Origin of the sequence: Intestinimonas butyriciproducens (assembly GCF_016901775.1) — a bacterium.
In the GTDB taxonomy this organism is placed as follows: domain Bacteria; phylum Bacillota; class Clostridia; order Oscillospirales; family Butyricicoccaceae; genus Pseudobutyricicoccus.
Genome location: NZ_JACJKW010000005.1, coordinates 71,808 through 93,884 on the forward strand (window position 1 = coordinate 71,808; position 22,077 = coordinate 93,884).

Sequence of the window (22,077 nt, forward strand, 5' to 3'; positions counted from 1 at the left end):
CAGGATGAGATAGAGATGGAGATCAAAAAAGAATTGCTGCGTTCGATCCCCAAGGTGGACGAGGTGCTGGCCCAGCCCCAGGTGAAAAAAGCCATGGAAGAGGGCCGCAGCCAGGTGACCGATGGGGTGCGCCAGGTGCTGGACGCTCTGCGGGAGCAGATCCTCCGGGGCGAAGAGCCGGACCTGACCCTGGAAGGGGTGAGCCGGGCGGTGCTGCAGCAGGTGGAGGAGAACAGCCGCATGAGCCTGCGGCCGGTGATCAACGGCACCGGTATCGTGCTGCACACCAATCTGGGCAGAGCGGTGATGTGCCGCGAGGCCGCCCAGGCCGCCATGGATGTGGCCGAAAACTACAACACCCTGGAGTATGACTGCGAAAAGGGACGCCGGGGCAGCCGGTACAGCCATGTGGAGGATCTGATCTGCCGCCTCACCGGGGCGGAAGCCGCTTTGGTGGTCAACAACAACGCTGCCGCCGTCATGCTGGTGCTGGGCACCATGGCGAAAAACAAGCAGCTCATCGTTTCCCGCGGGGAGCTGGTGGAGATCGGCGGTTCTTTCCGTGTGCCCGAGATCATGGAGCAGAGCAACTCCACTTTGTTGGAAGTGGGCACCACCAACAAGACCCACCCGTCGGATTATGAAAACGCCATCGGTCCGGATACCGCCGCTTTCCTCAAGGTGCACACCAGCAACTATAAGATCATGGGATTTACAGAGGAAGTGTCGGTGGAAGAGCTGGTGGAGATGGGAAAGCGTCACGATCTGCCGGTGATCTACGACCTGGGCAGCGGCGCCCTGGTGGATCTGGCACAGTTCGGCATCGAAAGCGAGCCCACAGTGCAGCAGGCCATGGCCGCCGGAGCCGATGTGACCTCCTTCAGCGGGGACAAGCTGCTGGGCGGGCCTCAGGCCGGCATCATCATCGGCAAAAAGAAATATGTGGACGCCATGAAGAAAAACCCTCTTACACGGGCGCTGCGTATCGACAAACTGACTCTGGCCGCGTTGGAAGCCACATTGCGCATCTATCTGGAGCCCGATGAGATCGCCCGGAAGATCCCCACTTACCGGATGCTCTCCATGTCCATGGATGAACTGCGCAGCAAGGGGGGCCGTCTGCTGCGCCGTCTGAAAAAGGTGCCCGGCCTTTCCTGTGCTCTGTCTCAGGAGGAAGGCCAGGTTGGCGGCGGCAGCGTGCCCACCCAGATGCTTCCCACCTGGGCGGTGGCCATGGAACATGAAAGCGTCACGGTGGATCAGATGGAAAGCCGGCTGCGCTCCTGCCGCATCCCGGTGATCGGACGCATCTCCAAGGATCGTCTGCTGCTGGATATGCGCACTGTACAGGAAGAGTATTTTGGCTATATCGCCCAGTGTCTGCTGGAGGTCACAGGGGGCGCCCAGTAAAAGCGCCGGGGAGGAATCACAATGAACAACGTCATCATCGGCACCGCCGGTCATGTGGACCACGGAAAAACCTGCCTGATCCGGGCACTCACCGGCATTGAAACCGACCGGCTGCGGGAGGAGAAGAAGCGGGGCATCACCATTGAGCTGGGTTTTGCCTATCTGGACCTGCCCGACGGCGGGAGAGCGGGCATCATCGATGTGCCCGGCCATGAAAAATTCGTCCGCAATATGCTGGCGGGGGCCGGAGGCATCGACCTGGCCCTGCTCATCGTGGCCGCCGACGAAGGGGTCATGCCCCAGACGGTGGAGCACCTGGGTATTTTGTCTCTGCTGGAAATCCAGCACGGCATTATTGTTCTCACCAAGACCGATATGGTGGATGAGGACTGGCGGGAGCTGGTGGCCGAGGACATCCGCAGCCAGGTGAAGGGAACTTTTCTGGAGGATGCCCCCCTGATTCCGGTGTCCTCCTATACCGGAGAGGGCATTGAAGATCTGCGCCAGGAGATTTTCCGCCAGATTTCCCTTCTGGGCGGCAAAAAGATGGACATCCCCTTCCGCATCCCGGTGGACCGGGTCTTTTCCATGGAAGGCTTTGGCACGGTCATCACTGGTACCATGATCGAAGGCCAGCTGAAAGAAGGGGATGAGGTGATGCTCTACCCCGGGGAAAAGATGGGCAAGGTGCGCAATATCCAGGTGCACTCCCAAAGCGTGGACACCGCCTATGCCGGACAGCGGGTGGCGGTGAACTTCTCCAACCTGAAAAAAAGCGATATCCAGCGTGGCGATGTGGTGGCCGTGCCCGGCTCCATGCACACTACCATGATGGTGGATGTGCGTCTGAATGTGCTGAAAGATGCCAAACGGGTCATCAAAAACACCAGCCGTCTCCATTTCTACCACGGCAGCCGGGAAGTGCTGTGCAAAGCGGTGCTGCTGGAAGGGGATGTGCTGGAAGCGGGTCAGAGCGCCTACGCCCAGCTGCGGCTGGAAGAGGAAGTGGCCCTCAAGGCGGGAGACCATTTTGTGGTGCGGTTTTATTCGCCCCTGGAGACTGTGGGCGGCGGTGTGGTGCTGGATCCCAGCCCCTTCAAGCGCCGCCGTGGGGATGAACAGGCTCTGGAAGGGCTGCGGGTGCTGGAAAAGGGCAGCCTGAAGGACAAGATCGAGCAGGGCATCCGGGAGGGAAGTCCCCATTACCGGCCGCTTTCCTTTGTGGCCGTGCAGTTTGGCGCCAGCCTGGAAGAGGCCAGAGCCTTGGCCGGAGAGCTGGAGCAGGAAGGTAAGATCGTCCGGATTGCGGGAGATCTGTATCTCCACCGGGATTTTGCCGAAGCCCAGGGCAAGCGCCTCAGCGAGATTCTGCGGGAGTATCACACCGCCAATCCCTTGAAAGAGGGCATGAAGAAGGAAGAGGTGCGCACCCGGTTTCTGCCCCGCCAGGAGCAGGCGGTGGCTGACGGTATGCTGGCCTATTATGAAAAAGTGGAACGGATCAAGATCGTAAATGGTCTGGTGTCCCTGTTCAAATTCAAGGTGAAACTGGACGAAGAAGCCTCCCGGATGATGAAGGAGATGGAGAAGATCTATCTGGACGGGGGCTATGCTCCGCCGGCCACCGAGGATGTACTGGCCCAGATGGGCAAGGATCAGAAAAAGGCCCAGCAGGTGCACAACGCCCTGATCGGCGCCGGAACCCTGGTGCGGATGGATGCTCAGATCTGCTTTGCCCGGCAGCACTATGACGAGGCGGTGGAGCGGATCAAGGAGCAGATCCGTGCTCAGGGACAGATCACTTTGGGCGAGGTGCGGGATCTGCTGGGAACCTCCCGGAAATACGCAATGGTGATCCTGGAAACTCTGGACCGGGAAAAGGTTACCAAAAAAGTGGGAGACGCCCGGGTTCTTCTGTAAGGTGTTTTATAAACAATCAAAAAGCCTGCCGGAACACCGGCAGGCTTTTTGTGTCTGATACATTATATAATATATAGTATGGGATTGATCGAAAATATCGATAGGCAGATTTACTCGCCCAGCTGAACCTGAGCGCTCACCTTGCCGATGCGGCCGCCCTGGCAAAGGAGGGTAATGGTTTCTCCCTTCTGGCCCTGTACCAGCCAGGTGACCTTTTTCTGCATGGGATCCCGTTCCTCCGTGGTGGGGCCCATGCCTTCGTTGCGGGCCTTGACGCTGGAGAAACCCTCCAGATGGCCGATGTTTTTGCAGGCGTCCTTCTGGGGCAGCAGGATGTTCTCCCCGGACAGGGTAACGGTGAGTTCTTTCAGTGTCTTGTATTTCAGGCCTTCCCGGAACACATAGGTGGGCATGAAACCCCGGTTGCCCAGGATGGCTTCCACCAGATACAGTCCGGTGCCCACTTCCTGGGTGCGTACCCGGTCAAAGCAGACCCGGGGCAGGGTGGGGATGAGCCGCAGGATGAAGCGGGTGTGCTTTTCCAGCTCCTGCTCCAAGAATTTGATGGGCGGATTCTGGGAAACCTGCTTGTAGTTGGCCCCGCCGATCTCCACCGGTCCCAGCTGGGGATGCTGGAAGGGCTTCCAGGGAAGGAAGCCTTCTTCCGGGGAGAGATTTTCGTCCATCCAGCGCAGGTATTTGACGGCGATCTCCTCTTCTTCCTCCTGGGACAGGTTTTCTTTGGGCGGATAGTGTTCTTCCACACCGGCCCGGCGGGCCAGATCCCAGCATTCGATGGTGAAGGCAGGAACGCCCAGCAGGAAGTGGCAGAAATCATCAAAGCCGCCGCAGGTCTGGGGCGCGGAAGCCGGCATATATTCGTCATAGATGTTCAGCAGGGGGAAACCATTCTCTTCGGTGCCCATTTTGCCCAAAGCGCGGTAGAGAGCCATATCCTGAGGAATGGCGTCCTTGGCGCTTTTGTAGCCGGGGGTGTAGAGAATCTGGCCGCCGGCGGTGTGCATATCCACCACGCAGCACACATTGGGATGAGCCAGCAGGAAGGCGGCGTTGGCCTGGGTTTCCGGATTGGACAGGGGATGGGCTCCGGCCCCGGCCTGCTGGCTCTCGTCCTGCCAGCCGATGGGATAGTTCCGGTTGAAGTCGTTGCCGAACTCGCTGGGCGCCATGGTCACATGGAGGCCGTCGTAATTTTCAATGATGCCTTCCGGGTATACATTATAAAATTCCCCATCGGTTTCGTCGGGACGGCGGCGCACCATCAGCCGGGGATCCTTGGAAGAGATCTTCCACACGCCGTAAGGGGAGGGGACCCGCATCAGCCGGGCCACGCCGTCGCCGTCGATGTCTCCCTTGTGCAGGCCGTTCTGGCGCTTTTCAGTGGGATAGGGCCGGGGAGCCGAACGGACATAGTCGGCGGTGGTGAGATAGTGCTCGGAACCGTCGCAGGACAGACGGGGCACCACATACAGGGTATACCGGCCCAGAATCTGCCGGATGCGGTCATCTTCCAGATTGCTCATCAGGGTGTCCAGGAAGTAAATGGCCACCATGGACCCGGTGACCTCACCGGCATGGATGTTGGCCTCCATATAATAGGCCGGTTTGTCTTCCGGCTTTCCCGTGGCGGTATTGGTGATGGTGCAGGCCAGAATGTCCCGCCCCTGGGGAGTGCGGCCGATGACCGACAGCTGGAAAAATTCCGGATGGTCTTTTTCATAGCCGTGGAGCAGATCGGCGATTTCCTGGTAGCGGTAGTAGTGGTCGTAAGGCAGACTGTGCTTCATTTTAGACAAAACCTCCCTGTGCGCAAAGCGCTTTTTTTCAGTATAACTCCGAAAAACAGGGAAGGCAACGAAAAAGACAAAAGATTGAGCCGGAGACCCTTGCATTTTACAAAAGATTGTGATAACATAGGCAACGGCTTTTATGGGACCATTATGGGAGTAGATGGGTGCTGGTGTGCCCTCTGGTCTTCAAAACCAGTAATAGCGGTTAGGAGCCGCTTAGGTGGGTTCGATTCCCACATACTCCCGCCAGAGTTTATTCAAAAAACCGATGAATGCAATCAAGAAATATAGCTTGCTTTTTCGGTGCTTTGTGTTAAAATATAGACGAACTGAATAAGCGGGATGAAACTGATCGGGAGAGACCCCTTTGGGGCGCCGAAGATGCAAGTGCTGTTCTGTCAAAACGGCGCGAAACTTTCAGGCAAAAGGACCGAGCGTGGACCGGACTCTGAAAAGCCAGCAGGCGCCCAAGGAGCAACAGTGATCGGTGGATCGCTGGAATCTCTCAGGCTCGAAAACGGAGAATGCGACAGCGTGAAAGCAAGTGCTTTTCAGGCCGTCGCTTTTTTGCTGCAATTCTGCCGATTTTTCTTGATAATATCCATCGGCTGGTGTACAATGAAAACAGAATGGGTGTGGAATGGTCGATTTATCGGAAAATCGGATAAAGACCCTTCCTTCTATCGAAAAAACAGATAAAAGCAGGAGACAAGCATGGCGGATTTCTTTATCATCACCAACAACGAAATGGTGCGGGACAAATACGCTTCCCAGGTGACGGTGGAGTTCCATCCGGTGAAGTACACCGAGATCATGCGCATGGCCCGGGATTATATCCACGCCGGCCACAAACTCCTTACCCATCCTCTGGCAGGCAGCATCAAGCCCAATGAGACCCCGTACAAAACCATCTTCCTCACCAAAAGCAAAAAGACGATGGACAGCGAGTCTCTGCGGATTATCGAAGAGTGTATCATCGCTTGCAAAAAATTCGGCAAAGAGCGCTTCCCCAATATGCCGGAAAATATGCGGCAGGATTTCCGAACCATCGATTGCAGCCTGTGCGACAACGCCATGGCCTCGGCCATGCAGTAAACACAATCATCGGTCAATTTCTTAAAGCTTTTAAGAAACTGATATACATTTAAATTATGGAGGTGCTCAAATTGAAACTGGAACTTGGATACGTCAATATCCATGATATTCAGTTCGCCGACCAGTCCAAGGTTGAGGCTGGTGTCCTCTATGTGTGCAAAGAGGATATCAAGAACCTGGTTCTGGAAGACGAGAATATCAAGTCAGTTGAACTGGAAATCGCAAAACCCGGCGACAGCATCCGCATCATGCCCGTTAAGGACGTGATCGAGCCTCGCTGCAAGGTGGAGGGCCCCGGCGACATCTTCCCCGGCGTCATCTCCAAGGTGGACACCGTGGGCAGCGGCAAGACCAATGTGCTGCGCGGCTCCGCCGTCGTCACCACCGGTAAGATCGTGGCCTTCCAGGAAGGCATCATCGATATGAGCGGTGAGGGCGCCAAGTACACCCCCTTCTCCCAGACCAACAACCTGGTGGTTGTGATCGAGCCTGTGGATGGCCTGCATCAGCACGAGCATGAGAAGGCTGTCCGCTTTGCCGGCCTGAAGACCGCAAAGTTCCTGGGCGATCTGGCCAAGAATGTCACTCCCGACGAGACCGAAGTCTTCGAGACCTACGGCGTCAAGGAAGGCATGGAGAAAATGCCCAACCTGCCCCGCGTGGCTTATGTTCAGATGCTGCAGAGCCAGGGCCTGATGCACGACACCTATGTGTACGGCGTCGATGCCAAGCGCACCCTGTCCACCATCATGAACCCCACCGAAGGCATGGACGGTGCTATCCTCAGCGGTAACTGCGTGTCCGCTTGCGATAAGAACACCACCTACCATCACCTGAACAACCCCGTTGTGAAGGACCTGTTTGCTCAGCATGGCAAGACCCTGAACTTCGTGGGCATGATCCTGACCAACGAGAACGTCTACCTGGCCGACAAGCAGCGCTCCTCTGACTGGACCGCTAAGCTGTGTCGCTGGCTGGACCTGGACGGCGCTGTTGTTTCCCAGGAAGGCTTCGGCAACCCCGACACCGACCTGATCATGAACTGCAAGAAGATCGAAGAGCAGGGCGTCAAGACTGTTATCATCACCGACGAATATGCCGGCCAGGATGGTAAGTCCCAGTCCCTGGCGGACGCCGATCCCAAGGCCGACGCTGTTGTCACTGGCGGCAACGCGAACATGGTCATCCACCTGCCCAAGATGGATAAAGTCATCGGCTATCCCGAAGTTGCCAACATCATCGCTGGCGGCCACGAGGGCAGCCTGAATGCCGACGGCAGCATCGACGCCGAGCTCCAGGTTATCACCGGCGCCACCAACGAACTCGGCTTCAACAAGCTGAGCGCCAGATAACGGAAGGAGGACAAGAGAATAATGAGCAAGATCAGAGTTGTCCATTATATCAACCAGTTCTTCGCCAACATCGGCGGCGAGGAAATGGCTGATTACAAGCCTGAACTGAGAGTCGGCGAAGTTGTCGGCCCCGGCATGGCTTTCAAGGCTGCTTTCGGCGATGAAGCTGAAATCGTTGCCACCATCGTCTGCGGCGACTCCTATTTCGGCGAGAACACCAAGGAAGCCACCGCTACCATCATGGAAATGATCAAGGGGCAGAAGCCCGACCTGTTCCTGGCTGGCCCTGCCTTTAACGCTGGCCGTTATGGCTTTGCCTGCGGCAACATCACAAAGGCTGTGAAGGACGAGCTGGGCATTCCCGTGCTCACCGGTATGTACAAGGAAAATCCCGGCGCTGACTACGCCAAGGATGTGTATATCGTTTCCACCAAGAACAGCGCTGCCGGCATGAGAGACGCCGTCAAGAAGATGGCTCCTCTGGCCCTGAAGCTGGCCAAGGGCGAAGAGATCCTGTCCTCCGCTGAGGAAGGCTATCTGCCCAACGGCATCCGCAAGAACTTCTTCGAGAAAGAGCGGGGCTCCAAGCGTGCTGTTGATATGCTGCTGAAGAAGCTGGCTGGCAAGGAGTTCGTCACCGAGTTCCCCATGCCCAACTTCGACCGCGTCGATCCCAACCCCGCTGTGAAGGATATGGCTCATGCCACCATCGCTCTGGTTACTTCCGGCGGCATCGTTCCCAAGGGCAACCCCGATCACATCGAGTCCTCCTCTGCTTCCCACTATGGCAAGTATGACATCGAGGGCGTGATGGATCTGACGGCCGACACCTATGAGACCGCTCACGGCGGCTATGACCCTGTCTATGCCAACGAGGACGCCGACCGCGTTCTGCCTGTTGATGTGCTGCGGGATCTGGAAAAGGAAGGCCGCATCGGCAAGCTGCATCGTTACTTCTACTCCACTGTTGGTAACGGTACTGCTGTGGCCAGCGCCAAGGCTTTTGCTGAAGAGTTCTCCAAAGAGCTGAAGAATGACGGTGTTGACGCCGTAATTCTGACCTCCACGTGAGGCACCTGCACACGTTGCGGTGCAACGTTGGTTAAAGAGATTGAGCGTGCGGGTATCCCCGTTGTTCATATGTGCACAGTTACCCCGATTTCCATGACCGTTGGCGCGAACAGAATTGTTCCCACCATCGCTATCCCCCATCCTCTGGGCAACCCCGAGCTGACTCATGAAGAAGAGAAGGCTCTGCGTCGTGGCCTGGTCGAGAAGGCTCTGAAGGCTCTGGAAACCGAAGTGACCGAGCAGACAATTTTTGAATAATTGTTAGGAGAGTCATCGAAATGAGCAAAGTTTATGACGTTATCATCATCGGCGCCGGCCCGGCCGGCCTGGCTGCCGCTCTGTACGCTGGCAGAGCTCGCCTGAGCACCCTGGTCATCGAGAAGATCAAGGACGGCGGACAGATCGTCATCACTGACGAGATCGAAAACTATCCCGGCGCTGTGGAAGGCGAATCCGGTCCTTCCCTCATCAAGAAGATGGTGGACCAGGTCAACCACTTCGGCGCTGAGAAGGTGTTTGACACCGTTGTGGATGTGGAGCTGGAAGGCGACATCAAGGTGATCAAGGGCAGCAAGGCCGAATACCAGGGCAAGACTGTCATCATCGCCACCGGCGCTTCTCCCAAGCCCATCGGCTGCCCCGGTGAGAAGGAACTGACCGGCAAGGGCGTTTCCTACTGCGCCACCTGCGACGGCAACTTCTTTGAGGATTTCGACATCTATGTGGTGGGCGGCGGCGACAGCGCTGTGGAAGAGGCCATGTATCTGACAAAGTTCGGCCGCAAGGTTACTCTGATCCACAGAAGAAACGAGCTGAGAGCTGCCAAGTCCATTCAGGAGAAGGCTTTTGCCAACCCCAAGATGGAGTTTATGTGGGATACCGTCATTGAAGAGCTCAAGGGCGATGACATTCTGACCAGCATGGTCGTTAAAAATGTCAAGACCGGTGAGGTCCGGGAGATCGAGGCCAACCCCGAAGACGGCACCTTTGGTGTGTTCGTGTTCATCGGCTACGATCCCCAGTCTAAGGTCTTCGAAGGCAAGGTCAACATGGAGCATGGCTACATCGTCACCGATGAAGACATGAAGACAAATATCCCCGGCGTGTTTGCCGCTGGCGATATCCGAGTGAAGAGCCTGCGTCAGGTAGTGACCGCAGCTGCCGACGGCGCCATCGCCGCTGTGCAGTGCGAGAAGTACCTCGGCTAATTTTACACAACATACAAGGAGGATATTCCAATGGTTGAGCTGACAAAAGAAAACTTCGAAGCCGAAGTTCTGAAGGCCGAAGGCAAAGTGTTCGTCGATTTCTATGGCGATGGCTGCGTGCCCTGCGCCGCTCTGATGCCCTTCGTGCATCAGTATGCTGAGACCTATGGCGACAAGATGAAGTTCTGCGCTTTGAACACCACAAAGGCCCGCAGACTGGCTATCGCCCAGAAGGTTATGGGTCTGCCCGTCATGGCGATCTATGAGAACGGTGCTCAGATCGATGTGCTGGTCAAGGAAGACTGCACTGCTGAGAGCATCGAAGAGATGATCAAAAAGCACATCTAAGTGCTCTTGATCCTCTGATTTGTCCCTGCGTTAAACGCTCCCGGCCAAAAGCCGGGAAGCGTTCAACGGGACAGCGAAAGCTGTCCATATAAAAAATCTATGAGAAGGAGGTAGAGCCATGAGTATATTGTCCGGTAAGAAGGTTATCATCATCGGCGATAGAGATGGCATCCCAGGTCCCGCGATTGAAGAATGCGCGAAGACTGCGGGCGCAGAAGTAGTCTTCTCCTCTACGGAGTGCTTCGTCTGAACCGCCGCTGGTGCAATGGACCTGGAAAATCAGAAGAGAGTGAAGGAGTTTGCTGAGCAGTATGGCCCGGAGAACATTGTTGTTCTGCTGGGCGCTGCCGAGGGCGAGGCTTCCGGCCTGGCCGCGGAGACTGTTACAGCCGGCGACCCCACTTTCGCAGGTCCGTTGACAGGAGTCTCGTTGGGACTCACGGTTTATCACATTTGCGAGCCTGAGATCAAAGCCGAAGTTGATGAGCAGGTCTACGAAGATCAGATCTCCATGATGGAGATGGTTCTGGATGTGGACGACATCGTCAACGAAATGAGCAGTATCAGAGAACAGTACTGCAAATATCTCTAAGATTTAAGAACTATGGTGATATGGTGATCAAATCACCATATCACCATTTTCTTTGTCTCTCTTACGATGGAAAAGTAAGAGGTGAACGACTTTGGGGGTATATTGCGGCTGCTGAAAACTCGATACCGTTCATGAAAGATCCATTCCCATAGAAGCGCCCCTTCGGGGCCACAATAAATTGCGTAGAGAGGCAGTGAACAAAATGAACAGCGTTATCAAAGGCGCGGGTTATGTCCTGGTGCATGCCCCTGACATGGTGCTCCACGCCGGCACCACCCAGACCACTGAGAAGATCGTCAACCCTGATTCGGAGTATCTGAAGGAGCTCCCCAACCACATTCGTTCCTATGAAGATGTGGTTGCCTACATGCCCAACCAGACTTACATCGGCAACATGACGCCGGAAGAGCTGGCCGAACATGAGCAGCCCTGGGTTGGTAAAAACATGGAAAATGCCCAGCGCTACGGCAAGTTCGGTGAGATCATGCCTCAGGACGAGTTCCTGGTTCTGATGCAGGTCTGCGACGTGTTCGAGCTGGTATATCTGGATAAAGAGTTTGTCAGCGCTACAAAGGACAAGCTGGCTGCTGACCCTGTGATCGGCGAAGATATCATGGCCAAGGTGGCCGAGGGTATCGACGGCGCCGAGATCAAGCGCCTGGTGGACGAGGAGCATGCTGAGCCCCTGTACCACATGGGCAACCTGGTGGGCTGCGTCAAGCGCGCTCACGATGTGGATGTGAACCTGTCCGCTCATGTTATGTTCGAGAACATCGCCTGCAAGGCTTCCAGCGTTCTGGCTCTGCTCCACGCTGTGAAGGCTGCCGGCATCGACAAGGCCGATGTGGAATATGTCATCGACTGCGCCGAGGAAGCTTGCGGCGATATGAACCAGCGCGGCGGCGGCAACTTCGCTAAGGCTGCTGCTGAAGTGGCTGGCCTGGTCAACGCTTCCGGCTCCGACCTGCGCGGCTTCTGTGCTGCTCCGGCCCATGCCATGATCGAGGCTGCTTCTCTGGTCAAGGCTGGCTCCTACAAGACCGTTATCGTCACCGCTGGCGGCTGCACCGCTAAGCTGGGCATGAACGGCAAGGACCATGTGAAGAAGGGTCTGCCCGCTATCGAAGATGTGCTGGGCGGCTTCGCTGTGGTCATCAGCGCCAACGACGGCGTCAACCCCGAAATCAACCTGGATATGCTGGGCCGTCACTGCGTGGGCACTGGCTCCGCTCCCCAGAATGTTATCGGTTCCCTGGTTGCTGCTCCTCTGGCTAAGGGCGGCCTGAAGATCACCGATGTGGACAAGTATTCTCCCGAGATGCAGAACCCCGACATCACAAAGCCCGCTGGCGCTGGCGATGTTCCTCTGGCCAACTATAAGATGATCGGCGCTCTGGCTGTGAAGAACGGCGAGCTGGACAAGAAGGAACTGGCTTCCTTCCCCGCCAAGCACGGTCTGGTGGGCTGGGCTCCCACACAGGGCCACATCCCCTCCGGCGCTCCTTACATCGGCTTTGCCCGTGAGGACATCCTGGCCGGCAAGATCAACCGGGCTATGATCATCGGCAAGGGCTCTCTGTTCCTGGGCCGTATGACCAACCTGTTTGACGGTGTTTCCTTCACCATTCAGCCCAACAGCGGCGCCCAGGCGGAGGAAGGCGTTTCCGAAGAGAAGGTCAAGGGCCTGATCGCCAAGGCTATGAAGGAATTCGCTGAGACTCTGATGGCTGACGCTGACGCCGAATAAGAGGTGTTGAAACATGTCTAAGTTTATTGAAAAGACCATTGCCAATACCTTCATGGAGATCGCCCAGGGCCTGGAGACCGGCAGCTTCGGCAAGCGCCCCAAGGTAGCTCTCACCGGTATGGGCAGTGAGCATGGCGAAGAAAACGCCATGAAGGCCGCCCTGATGGCTGCCAAAGAGGGCATCGATGTGTATTACATCGGCTCTCTGGAAGCCGAAGGCGTCATCACCGTGAAAGTGGCCGACGACGAAGAAGGCCACAAGAAGATGGAAGAAATGCTGGCCAACAAGGAAGTGGACGCTGCTGTCACCATGCACTATCCGTTCCCCATCGGTGTTTCCACCGTGGGCCGGGTGGTGACCCCTGGTAAGGGCAAGGAGATGTTCATCGCCACCACCACCGGCACCTCTTCCACCGACCGTATCGAAGGCATGATCAAAAATGCCATCTACGGCATCATCGCCGCCAAGACCTGCGGCGTGAAGGAGCCCACTGTGGGCATCCTGAATGTGGACGGCGCCCGTCAGACCGAAGGCGCTCTGAAGACCCTGGCTGAAAATGGGTATGACATCCATTTTGCCGAGTCCTCCCGTGCCGACGGCGGCTGCGTCATGCGCGGCAACGATATGCTGGTAGGCTCTCCTGACATCATGGTCACAGACTCCCTCACCGGCAATATCATGGTGAAGATGCTTTCTTCCTACACCACCGGCGGCAGCTTTGAGGCCATGGGCTATGGTTATGGCCCGGGCATCGGCGAAGGCTATGACCGTCTGGTTATGATCGTCTCCCGTGCTTCCGGCGCTCCTGTGATCGCTGGCGCTATCAAGTATGCTGCTCAGCTGGTGCGGGGCAACATCTTCAAGGTTGCGGAAGAAGAGTTTGCTGCCGCCAACAAGGCTGGCCTGAAGAAGCTGCTGGAGGAGCGGAAAGCTGCTGCCAACAAGCAGGCCGCCCCGGCGGAAGAAGTTGTGGCTCCTCCCAAGGAAGTGGTCACCGGCGCCATCGCCGGCATCGAGATCATGGACCTGGAGGATGCGGTGAATGTTCTGTGGAAGAACAAGATCTATGCCGAAAGCGGCATGGGCTGCACCGGTCCTGTTGTCCTGGTTTCCGACGCCAACCTGGAGAAGTCCATCGCCCTGCTGAAAGAAGCTGGGTATGTGCAGTAAAAATTCCTCTTTCTGAGGATGAAAAAAGGGCTGACCGAAGGGTCAGCCCTTTTTGTTTTCTTTTGGCTTTTGCAGCAGTTGGGAAAAGAAGGGGGGAAGGGGGCTTTCCACCTGGATAGTTTCACCGGTGATGGGCTGGCGCAGGCGGATACGGCTGGAATGGAGAGCGTGGCCGGAGCAGGGGGAAGGCAGCTGGGTGCCGTAGAGAAAGTCGCCGGCCAGGGGGTGGCCGATGTGGGCCATGTGCAGGCGGATCTGATGGGTGCGGCCGGTTTCCAGCCATAGGCGGAGCAGGGCATAGGGGCCCCCTTCCTCCAGGGTTTCATAATGGGTCACCGCCCGGGCTCCTTCGGGAGAGATCACCCGGCGCAGCACGCCGGGAATGTCCAGAATGGGGGCATCTACTGTGCCTCTCCTGGGCCGCACAGCTCCACACACCAGAGCCTGGTATTCCCGGTGAAATTCCCCGGTGTGCAGCTGTTGGGAAAGAAGATGCTGGGCGTGGGGATGTTTGGCTACGGTAAGCAGGCCGGAGGTGTTCCGGTCCAGCCGGTTGACACCCCGGAAGACAAAAGACACGCCCCGGTTTTTTTCCATTTCATAAGCCAGGAAATTGGCCAGACTGTCGGTGAAGTGGCCCTGGGAAGGATGAACCGGCACTCCGGACGGTTTGTCCAGCACCAGCAGATCGTTGTCCTCATAGAGAATACACAAAGGCCCCGGTACCGGGAGGATATTCCGGGAGGAGCGATCCTCATCCATGCGGCATGAAAGAACCTGACCGTTTCGGACCCGCTGGTTGGTGTAAGCTGGTGTTCCCTCCAGCAGAATACCTCCCCTTTCTTTCATGCGCCGCACTTGGGAAGAGGAAAAGCCCAGCACACCCCGGAGCAAAGAGAGGATGGTACGGCCCTCTTCCTCTTTTGTCACAGTGTGAGAAATGTTCCGATGCATGGCACGCTCCTTTGAAATGATTTCCGGCTTGTTTGGCAGAGAGTATTATAGCACAAAGGAGAGAAAAATGTAAAAGTTTTGCTTTACAAATGAGGAAGGCCGTGGTATGATAAACGGGACAACGAAAGATGATAGAGGCGCGGTACGGATGAGTAACCGGGTGAGAAGGTATTCTGTGACCCCGGAAGAAAGGCCAAACCGCCGAAACGGACGCCAGACATGGCGTTTGGTTGGGACTGGTGAGAAGATCACCAGGACTCCTGTCTTTGCGACAGAGGAGCTATCGATGTGTTTTCTTGCTGTTTGAGACTGCATCGGTAGATGCAGTCTTTTTTTGTTCCCTGCGGGCGGGAAGACCCGCAAAAGGAAAGAGAGGAAACAAAGTGAGCAGTAAGAACCAAAACACCGCCGTCTCCAATGAAGGAAGCGGCTTCCGCCGGGAGATCGGCCTTTTCGGAGGTGTGAGCATCATTGGCGGAATCATGATCGGCTCGGGTATTTTCTACCTGGGCAGCTATGTGCTGCAGCGCAGCGGCATGAGCATGGGTCTGTCTTTGATCGTCTGGATCCTGGGCGGCCTGATTTCCCTGATGGGAGGACTGTGCTATGCCGAACTGGGTGCTTCCATGCCCAAGGCCGGCGGCAGCTATGTGTACCTCAACCAGGCCTATCATCCTGCGGTGGGCTTTATGTGCGGCTTTTCCAGCTGGCTTCTTGGCGGCGCCGGGTCCATTGCCGCCATCGCCATCGCCTTCCCCAAAGCCTTCTCCACACTGGTGCCCATCAGTGATGTGCAGGTCAAGGCGGTGGCCATCGGTCTGATCATTCTGCTGACCGCCATCAACTATGTGGGTGTCAAGCAGGGCAGCATCGTGCAGAACATCTTCATGGTGGCCAAGGTGGCTCCCATCCTGCTGATTCTGGTGCTGGGCATCTTTGCCGGAAAGCAGACCCCTGACCTCAATCCCATTCCCGCATCGTCTCCCTCCTTCGGCGGCCTGATCGGCATGATCGCTTTTGCCATCGTGGCCTCCCTGTGGGCCTATGAAGGCTGGACCAACCTGAATATCGTCTCGGAAGAGATCCGCAACCCCAAAAAGAACCTGCCCCTGGCTCTGATTGTCGCCATTGTGGGCTGCACCGTTCTTTTCACTCTGTTCAATTTTGCCGTTTACCGGGTGCTTCCCATCGACCAGATCACTTCCATGATCGAAGGCGGAGACATCTACCTGGGCACTGAGGTGGCCAACACCGTGCTGGGCAGCGCCGGGCAGATCGTTGTGGTGATTGCCATGGCCACCGCTATCTTCGGTTCCCTCAATGGCTGTATCCTGGTGTTCCCCCGGCAGTATTACGCCATGGCCAAGGACGGCTATTTCTTCAAGTCCTTTGCCAAGCTCCATCCCAAGCACAAGACTCCTGCGGCTTCCCTCATCGTGCAGGCCATCATCTCCATTGCTCTGGTGCTGGTGCGGGATCTGGATCAGCTGACAAACCTGGTTATTTTCTCCAGCATGCTCTTTAACACCCTGACCATCGGCGCCGTTTTCATCTTCCGCAAGAAGATGCCCAACCTGGAGCGGCCCTACAAGGCCTGGGGCTATCCGGTGACCGTGGTCGTCACCCTTCTCATCTTCATCGGGCTGATGATCAACACCCTGGTGGAAGACCCTGTCACATCCATTATCGGTCTGTCTGTGCCCGCACTGGGCTTTGTATGCTATCACTTCTTCCGCTGGTATAACAACCGGCAGAGCGCCTGATGGGAGGTAAATAACATGAATACCGTCATTTATAACGCCAATGTGTATCTGGAGCGGGAGCATTTTGCTCAGGCTCTGCTCATTGAAAACGATACCATCAAGATGGTGGGCACCAACGAAGAGGTGCTGGCCGCCGCTCCCCAGGACGCCCAGAAGATGGACGCCCAGGGCAAAACGGTGATCCCCGGCTTTGTGGACACCCATCAGCATCTGTACCATGTGGGTCAGAACCTTTTGCGGGTGGATCTGTCCGGCTGCCGCAGCCAGCAGGATGTGGTGGATGCCGGCCGGAAGTTCATCGAAGAGCATAAAGTCCCCGCCGGTGAGCCGGTGGAAGGCTGGGGCTGGAACCAGGACTATTTCGCCGACGGCCCCATGATGCCCACCCGTCAGCTGCTGGATCAGGTGAGCACCGTCCATCCGGTGCTGTTTACCCGGGCCTGCGGCCATGTGATGGTGTGCAACACCCTGGCTCTGGAAAAGGCCGGCGTGTGGGAAAACCCGCCGGTGGTGGAGGGCGGCCAGTTTGATCTGGAAGCCGACGGTCATCCCAACGGCATCGTTCGGGAGAGCAGCGCCAAGGAGATTGTGAACCAGGCCATCCTCCCGGAAGAGAACGAAGAAAAGATGGAAGAGATCCTGGCCGCTGCCATGGATTACGCCGCCAGCCACGGTCTGACCAGCGTGCAGACCAACGATGTGGCCGGAGAAAATTACGAAGCCATGCTTCGGGTCTATGATAAGCTGCTCCATGAAAAGAAGAGCCTGCGGGTGTATATGCAGTGCTGCCTGATGGAAAAAGAGCTGTTCCAGCGTTTCCTCAATGACGGCCATCGCACCGGCACCGGGGATCAGTGGCTGAAGATCGGGCCGCTGAAGCTGTTCACCGACGGCAGCCTGGGCGCCCGCACCGCCCTGATGCGTCAGGATTATGCCGATGAGCCGGGTACCCGGGGCATCAGCACCCTGTCCCAGGAGGACCTGGACGCCCTGGTGGCTCTGGCTGAGGAAAACAAGATGCAGGTGGCCGTTCACGCCATCGGCGACAAGGCCATCGAGATGTGTCTGGACAGCTATGAGAAGGTGCTGAAGGATGGGAAAAACCCCAACCGCCATGGCATCGTTCATTGCCAGATCACCGACCGGCCCCTGCTCCAGCGTTTTGCCGACCTGGATGTCCATGCCCTGGTGCAGCCCATTTTCCTCCACTACGATATGCACATCTGCGCCGATCGCGTGGGGCAGGAGCTGACCAATACCTCCTATGCCTTCTACACCATGAATGAGCTGGGTGTTCATGTGTCCTATGGCACCGACTCTCCTGTGGAAGACCTGGATCCCATCGCCAACCTCCATTGCGCTGTCTGCCGCCAGGATCTGAAGCATCAGCCCGCCGGCGGATGGATCCCCACAGAAAAAGTGGATATCTATCAGGCGGTGGACGACTACACCATCAGCGGTGCCTACAATGCCTTTGAAGAGCAGACCAAGGGCCGCCTGGCCCCCGGCTATGTGGCCGACCTGGTGATGCTGGATCAGGATATTTTCCACATTCCCGAAGAACAGATTCTGGACACCCATGTGACCCTTACCATGGTAGGGGGCAAGGTGGTCTATCAGAAGTAATCATCGGACTTTTCTCCTGCAAATAGAGAACAAAAGAGCCGAAGACCCCTGCAAAACTGGAAAAGGTGGCCTTTGCCGCCTTTGCGGTACACGCAAAACCGCCGCCCTCTTTACGAAGGCGGCGGTTTTGTGCTACACTGGGATGGAACTCAGGAAAGAAGTGAGGAAAAGAATGAATATACAGATCTTTGGCAAAAGCAAATGCTTTGACACCAAAAAAGCCCAGCGCTATTTCAAAGAGCGTCGGGTGAAGTTTCAGGACATCGATGTGGCCCGCTACGGTATGAGCCAGGGGGAGCTGCGCAGCGTCAAAAGTGCGGTAGGGGGTCTTGCGCCTCTGCTGGACGAAAAGAGCCGGGAATACGAAGCGCTGCACATTGCCTACCTGGAGCGGACGGAGGACATTGAGCGGGCCCTGCTGGAAAACCCGGGGCTATTCAGGACACCCATTGTCCGCAATGGCAAAAAGGCTACTGTGGGTTATCAGCCCGATGTGTGGAAGGAGTGGGAACAAAATGGATGAGAGAAAAGTACAGCGGATCAATGAACTGACCCGCATTTCCCGTCAGCGGGAGCTGACAGAGGAAGAACAGCAGGAGCGCCAGGCCTTACGGATGGAATATGTGGAAAGCGTGAAAAAGAATCTGGCCGCCCAGCTGAACAGCACTGTGGTGGTGGATGAAAAGGGGAACCGCCGTCCGCTGCGCCCGAAAAAATAGGTGACCGGATGAAAGGGTTTGTGGGATTTTTTCTGCTGGGATGTTCCGCCTTGCTGCTGCTCATTTCTTTGATCGTGTGGTTTCTCTGGCGGCGCAACCGGCGGAGGGTGCAGGCGGTACAGGCCAAGGTGGTGGAAAATGTACGCCGGCGGGATGCCCGGGGCCGCCCTCTTTATTTTCCCGTGCTGGAATTTCAGTGGGAAGGGGAAAACAAACGCCTGGAATCGGCCTTTGGCTGGGGATGGGAACAGTTCCAGCCTTCGGAGCGGGTTTCGGCTTTCTACGATCCCCGCCATGACCGGATGGCCGTCAAACCGCCGGTGGGGCCGGGGGTGCTGGCGCTGTGTTTCTTTGTGATTTCTCTTCTTTGTCTGGTGGGGGGGAGCATGATGCTGGCCGCCATGCTGTAAAAGAAAGGAGCAAAGAAATGATCCTCTCCGGCTTGGAGATCCAAAGGAAGATGGGAAAAGAGATCATGATTGATCCCTTTGATCCTCGGAAAATCAATCCGAACAGTTATAATTTGACTCTTCATAACGAATTGTTGGTATATAATGAGGAAAAATTGGACATGAAGGGGGAGAACACCGCTCACCGGATCCTGATTCCGGAAGAGGGGCTATGGCTTCAGCCGGGAAAGCTGTACCTGGGGCGGACGGCGGAATACACCCGGACAGAGGGGTATGTGCCCATGCTGGAAGGCCGGTCTTCGGTGGGACGGCTGGGGCTTTTCATCCATGTGACAGCCGGCTTCGGGGATGTGGGATTTGCCGGTTACTGGACCTTGGAGATCTTCTGCGTCCAGCCCCTGCGGATCTATCCCCATGTGGAGATCTGCCAGATTTATTACCACACCCTGGAGGGAGATTATGTCCCTTATGGAGAGGGTAAATACCAGAACAACAGGGATATCCAGCCCAGTTTGCTCTTCCGGGATTTTGAAAAGAAGGGGTGCTGAGTCATGGCCGAAGAGATGCTGACGGTGTACAATGACCAGATGGAACCGGTGGGAGCGGTTTCCCGTTCCCAGGCCCATGCCCAGGGCCTGCTCCATCTGGTGGCCCATTGCTGGGTGATCTCGCCCCGGGAGGATGGGGTGTGGATCTGGTTTCAGAAAAGGGCAAAGGACAAGGCGGATTTTCCCGGTTATTATGATGTCGCCGTAGGAGGGCATATTGCCCATGGGGAAGCGCCGGAAGAAGCCATCCTGCGGGAGATCCGGGAAGAGATCGGTCTTTGCCTGCAAAAGGACGATCTGATCGATCTGGGGATCTGGCGGGAAGATCTGTGGGAAAAAGAAGAGACGCTGGACCGGGAAGCGGCCAGGGTCTTTTTGTATTTGTGCCCCTATCCGGAATTTGCCCCAGGGGAAGAAGTGGAAGAGATGGCCGCTGTTTCTCTGGAACAATGGCAGCGCAAGGAATTGGAAGGGTGTGAATGGGTGGAAGTACTGCGGCAAGGGCAGCGGGAGCACATCCGGGCCAGCCAATGGTGCCGCCATCCAGAGGAATTTCCCCGGCTTGTTCTGCCTTTTTTGCGGGAAAGGGGGCTTTGGCGGTGAAGTGGCAAAGCTTTATCGCCGCTGGGCGGCAATGTGTGGCAGGCCTTCCGGATTTTGCACCGGGAGAGAAGGGCAGGGCGGTATATCTCAGCGGCGGCGATAGCCTGAAAGACCGTCTGCCCCAGTTGGAACAGGCGCTGGAAGGGGAGATGGGAAAGACCTTATTCCCCTTTGCTTTGATTGCCGTTACCCCCAAAAGCTGGGAGGAGGAGTTTTCTCCCTGGGCAGCCCCTGCCCTCAGCCGGAAAACGCCGGCTTTTACCGGCGGCGGAGATGAATATCTCCGGGACCTTGCGGGGCCTATCCGGCAGGCGTGTGAAGAAAGACTGCCTTTGCTCCCTGACCGGGAAAACAGGGCTTTGGCCGGGTATTCCCTGGCGGGGCTGAGCAGCCTCTATGCCCTTTATCAGACGGAGGCTTTCGGGGCCTTAGCCAGCGTCTCCGGCTCGCTGTGGTTTGAGGGATTCCTGAATTATATGGAAAAAACGGCGCCCCGGCGCCGGGATACCCGGGTTTATCTCTCTTTGGGCAATAAGGAAGAAAAGAGCCGTCATCCTCTCATGAAGCAAGTGGGAGACAATACCCGCCGGGCCATCGGGGTTCTGGAAGGGCAGCTCACCGTCCCCTGCACATTGGAATGGAATGAGGGCGGCCATTTTGACGGAGTCAGTGAACGGCTTTGCAAGGCCATCCGGTGGATGATGAGGAGGGAAACAAAATGAAGGAACCCCAAGGGCTCACGGTGCTGGAAGGGATCTGGTGCCATGGGGAATGGATGGGAGACGAGGAGGGCAATATACAGGGAGAGTGCATTCCCTTTACACAGATGAGGGATGGAGAGTTTTATCGGAAACAGGGCGTCTATGAAAAGATGGGCCTGCCGGTGGAGCTGCGTCAGCCGGAAAAGGAGCGCTGGCCGGAGCTTTCTCCCTGTCAGGCCGCAACCCGCGCTTTTGCCTGGGAAGCCAGGCGAGCGGTGGAAAAGAACCACGCCTTTCTGGCGGTGGGAAGCTATTGCAATATGGCTCCTGCCATACTGGGTGGTGTGCAGCAGGCGGTGGGAACAGAAAAGGAAATTGGCCTTGTGTGGATGGACGCTCATGGGGATAACCATATTCTGGAGGGAAGCGGCCGGCAGTGGATCCGCCTGGTGAGCACCCCGTTGTCCATGATAGCAGGTCAGACCATGGAAAAGCTGAGGAAAGAGATCTGCCTGCTCGAAAAGCCCTGCCGGGGAGAAAACATTCTGGCGGGAGATGTGCGTATTCTAGGGGAAGAAAGCGGCTGGAATCTGTGCAGGGCAGGGATCCGCCGTCTGGACAGCAGCGATTTCGGGAGGGAAGAAGTGTGGAGGCGGGAAGTGGAGCAGTTGGCCGGAAGGGTGGATGTGATTTATCTTGCCATTGACGCAGATATACTGAAGACAGAAGCCATTCCGGCGTATATCAAAGCGGTACCTTATGGCCAGGAGGTGGAGACCGTGGCGCGCAATGCAGGGATCGTGATGGATACCGGTAAAGTGGCCGCAGTTTCCTTGTTTTGTTTTGATTTTGACCGGTATGACCAGGGAGGAGAACAGACCTATGCCAGCGGCGCCGCCATTTTGGGGGAATGCTTGAGCCGGTGGCAGTACTGCGGTAGATAAAGGCCGGTTTGTATACAAGTATCCCGGTATGTTTGCGGGAAAATGCCCTTTTGTCTCTTCTGGGGAGTTGTCCCCGGCAAAAGG

21 protein-coding genes, 1 tRNA gene and 2 riboswitches are annotated in these 22,077 nt (G+C 56.6%); of the genes, 20 read left to right on the forward strand and 2 right to left on the reverse strand.

The window, feature by feature from the left end; genetic code table 11:
* Positions 1-15 precede the first annotated feature (15 nt).
* Positions 16-1,410 carry an L-seryl-tRNA(Sec) selenium transferase gene (selA, locus tag H6A25_RS03855; protein WP_204750685.1) on the forward strand — a complete coding sequence of 465 codons (1,395 nt, stop codon included), beginning with the start codon at positions 16-18 and terminating at the stop codon, positions 1,408-1,410.
* A 21-nt stretch (positions 1,411-1,431) separates the two neighbouring features.
* Positions 1,432-3,330 (forward strand): selenocysteine-specific translation elongation factor, encoded by a 1,899-nt coding sequence (selB, locus tag H6A25_RS03860; protein ID WP_204750686.1) that lies wholly within the window; start codon positions 1,432-1,434, stop codon positions 3,328-3,330.
* Positions 3,331-3,440: 110 nt separating this feature from the next.
* Here selB and H6A25_RS03865 read toward each other — a convergent pair whose 3' ends face one another.
* Positions 3,441-5,138 (reverse strand): M14 family metallopeptidase, encoded by a 1,698-nt coding sequence (locus H6A25_RS03865; RefSeq protein WP_204750687.1) that lies wholly within the window; start codon positions 5,136-5,138, stop codon positions 3,441-3,443.
* Positions 5,139-5,293: 155 nt separating this feature from the next.
* Between H6A25_RS03865 and H6A25_RS03870 the strand changes: the two genes are divergently transcribed.
* The 9 genes from H6A25_RS03870 (at position 5,294) to grdD (ending at position 13,725) form a co-directional block, all read left to right on the forward strand.
* A tRNA-Sec gene (locus tag H6A25_RS03870) sits at positions 5,294-5,390 on the forward strand.
* 94 nt (positions 5,391-5,484) lie between these two features.
* A riboswitch (glycine riboswitch) is annotated at positions 5,485-5,584 on the forward strand.
* A gap of 271 nt (positions 5,585-5,855) precedes the next feature.
* Complete coding sequence (locus tag H6A25_RS03875) at positions 5,856-6,236, forward strand: GrdX family protein (protein WP_204750688.1); 381 nt, start codon at positions 5,856-5,858, stop codon at positions 6,234-6,236.
* A 71-nt stretch (positions 6,237-6,307) separates the two neighbouring features.
* Positions 6,308-7,588: a glycine/sarcosine/betaine reductase component B subunit gene (locus H6A25_RS03880; RefSeq protein WP_204750689.1), complete on the forward strand. Its 1,281-nt coding sequence runs from the start codon at positions 6,308-6,310 to the stop codon at positions 7,586-7,588.
* A 21-nt stretch (positions 7,589-7,609) separates the two neighbouring features.
* Positions 7,610-8,917, forward strand: coding sequence for a glycine reductase complex selenoprotein B (grdB, locus tag H6A25_RS03885; protein ID WP_204750690.1), 1,308 nt, complete (start codon positions 7,610-7,612; stop codon positions 8,915-8,917).
* A gap of 20 nt (positions 8,918-8,937) precedes the next feature.
* Positions 8,938-9,867: a thioredoxin-disulfide reductase gene (gene trxB / locus H6A25_RS03890; protein WP_118426746.1), complete on the forward strand. Its 930-nt coding sequence runs from the start codon at positions 8,938-8,940 to the stop codon at positions 9,865-9,867.
* 30 nt (positions 9,868-9,897) lie between these two features.
* On the forward strand, positions 9,898-10,215 hold the full coding sequence (trxA, locus tag H6A25_RS03895) for a thioredoxin TrxA (protein ID WP_118426744.1): 318 nt from the start codon (positions 9,898-9,900) through the stop codon (positions 10,213-10,215).
* A gap of 118 nt (positions 10,216-10,333) precedes the next feature.
* A complete protein-coding gene (grdA, locus tag H6A25_RS03900; protein ID WP_204750691.1) occupies positions 10,334-10,807 on the forward strand; it encodes a glycine/sarcosine/betaine reductase complex selenoprotein A in 474 nt (157 codons plus the stop codon).
* A 202-nt stretch (positions 10,808-11,009) separates the two neighbouring features.
* Positions 11,010-12,554: a glycine/sarcosine/betaine reductase complex component C subunit beta gene (grdC, locus tag H6A25_RS03905; RefSeq protein WP_204750692.1), complete on the forward strand. Its 1,545-nt coding sequence runs from the start codon at positions 11,010-11,012 to the stop codon at positions 12,552-12,554.
* 13 nt (positions 12,555-12,567) lie between these two features.
* Positions 12,568-13,725 (forward strand): glycine/sarcosine/betaine reductase complex component C subunit alpha, encoded by a 1,158-nt coding sequence (grdD, locus tag H6A25_RS03910; protein ID WP_118426737.1) that lies wholly within the window; start codon positions 12,568-12,570, stop codon positions 13,723-13,725.
* A 42-nt stretch (positions 13,726-13,767) separates the two neighbouring features.
* Here the strand turns inward: grdD and H6A25_RS03915 are convergent, their stop codons facing one another.
* Complete coding sequence (locus H6A25_RS03915) at positions 13,768-14,679, reverse strand: RluA family pseudouridine synthase (RefSeq protein ID WP_204750693.1); 912 nt, start codon at positions 14,677-14,679, stop codon at positions 13,768-13,770.
* A 124-nt stretch (positions 14,680-14,803) separates the two neighbouring features.
* A riboswitch (Lysine riboswitch) is annotated at positions 14,804-14,970 on the forward strand.
* Positions 14,971-15,062: 92 nt separating this feature from the next.
* Here H6A25_RS03915 and H6A25_RS03920 point away from each other — a divergent pair.
* The 9 genes from H6A25_RS03920 (at position 15,063) to H6A25_RS03960 (ending at position 21,993) form a co-directional block, all read left to right on the forward strand.
* Positions 15,063-16,442 (forward strand): APC family permease, encoded by a 1,380-nt coding sequence (locus H6A25_RS03920; protein ID WP_345941577.1) that lies wholly within the window; start codon positions 15,063-15,065, stop codon positions 16,440-16,442.
* Positions 16,443-16,457: 15 nt separating this feature from the next.
* A complete protein-coding gene (locus H6A25_RS03925; RefSeq protein WP_204750694.1) occupies positions 16,458-18,068 on the forward strand; it encodes an amidohydrolase in 1,611 nt (536 codons plus the stop codon).
* Positions 18,069-18,240: 172 nt separating this feature from the next.
* Complete coding sequence (locus H6A25_RS03930) at positions 18,241-18,591, forward strand: arsenate reductase family protein (protein ID WP_204750695.1); 351 nt, start codon at positions 18,241-18,243, stop codon at positions 18,589-18,591.
* On the forward strand, positions 18,584-18,787 hold the full coding sequence (locus H6A25_RS03935) for a DUF896 domain-containing protein (RefSeq protein WP_204750696.1): 204 nt from the start codon (positions 18,584-18,586) through the stop codon (positions 18,785-18,787). Before H6A25_RS03930 ends, H6A25_RS03935 begins: the two co-directional genes overlap by 8 nt.
* A 20-nt stretch (positions 18,788-18,807) precedes the next feature.
* Positions 18,808-19,197, forward strand: coding sequence for a DUF3592 domain-containing protein (locus H6A25_RS03940; RefSeq protein WP_204750697.1), 390 nt, complete (start codon positions 18,808-18,810; stop codon positions 19,195-19,197).
* A 17-nt stretch (positions 19,198-19,214) separates the two neighbouring features.
* Complete coding sequence (dcd, locus tag H6A25_RS03945) at positions 19,215-19,745, forward strand: dCTP deaminase (protein WP_204750698.1); 531 nt, start codon at positions 19,215-19,217, stop codon at positions 19,743-19,745.
* A 3-nt stretch (positions 19,746-19,748) separates the two neighbouring features.
* Complete coding sequence (locus tag H6A25_RS03950) at positions 19,749-20,348, forward strand: NUDIX hydrolase (protein ID WP_204750699.1); 600 nt, start codon at positions 19,749-19,751, stop codon at positions 20,346-20,348.
* On the forward strand, positions 20,345-21,070 hold the full coding sequence (locus H6A25_RS03955) for an alpha/beta hydrolase-fold protein (RefSeq protein WP_204750700.1): 726 nt from the start codon (positions 20,345-20,347) through the stop codon (positions 21,068-21,070). Before H6A25_RS03950 ends, H6A25_RS03955 begins: the two co-directional genes overlap by 4 nt.
* Positions 21,067-21,993 carry an arginase family protein gene (locus tag H6A25_RS03960; protein ID WP_204750701.1) on the forward strand — a complete coding sequence of 309 codons (927 nt, stop codon included), beginning with the start codon at positions 21,067-21,069 and terminating at the stop codon, positions 21,991-21,993. Before H6A25_RS03955 ends, H6A25_RS03960 begins: the two co-directional genes overlap by 4 nt.
* Positions 21,994-22,077: the final 84 nt, after the last annotated feature.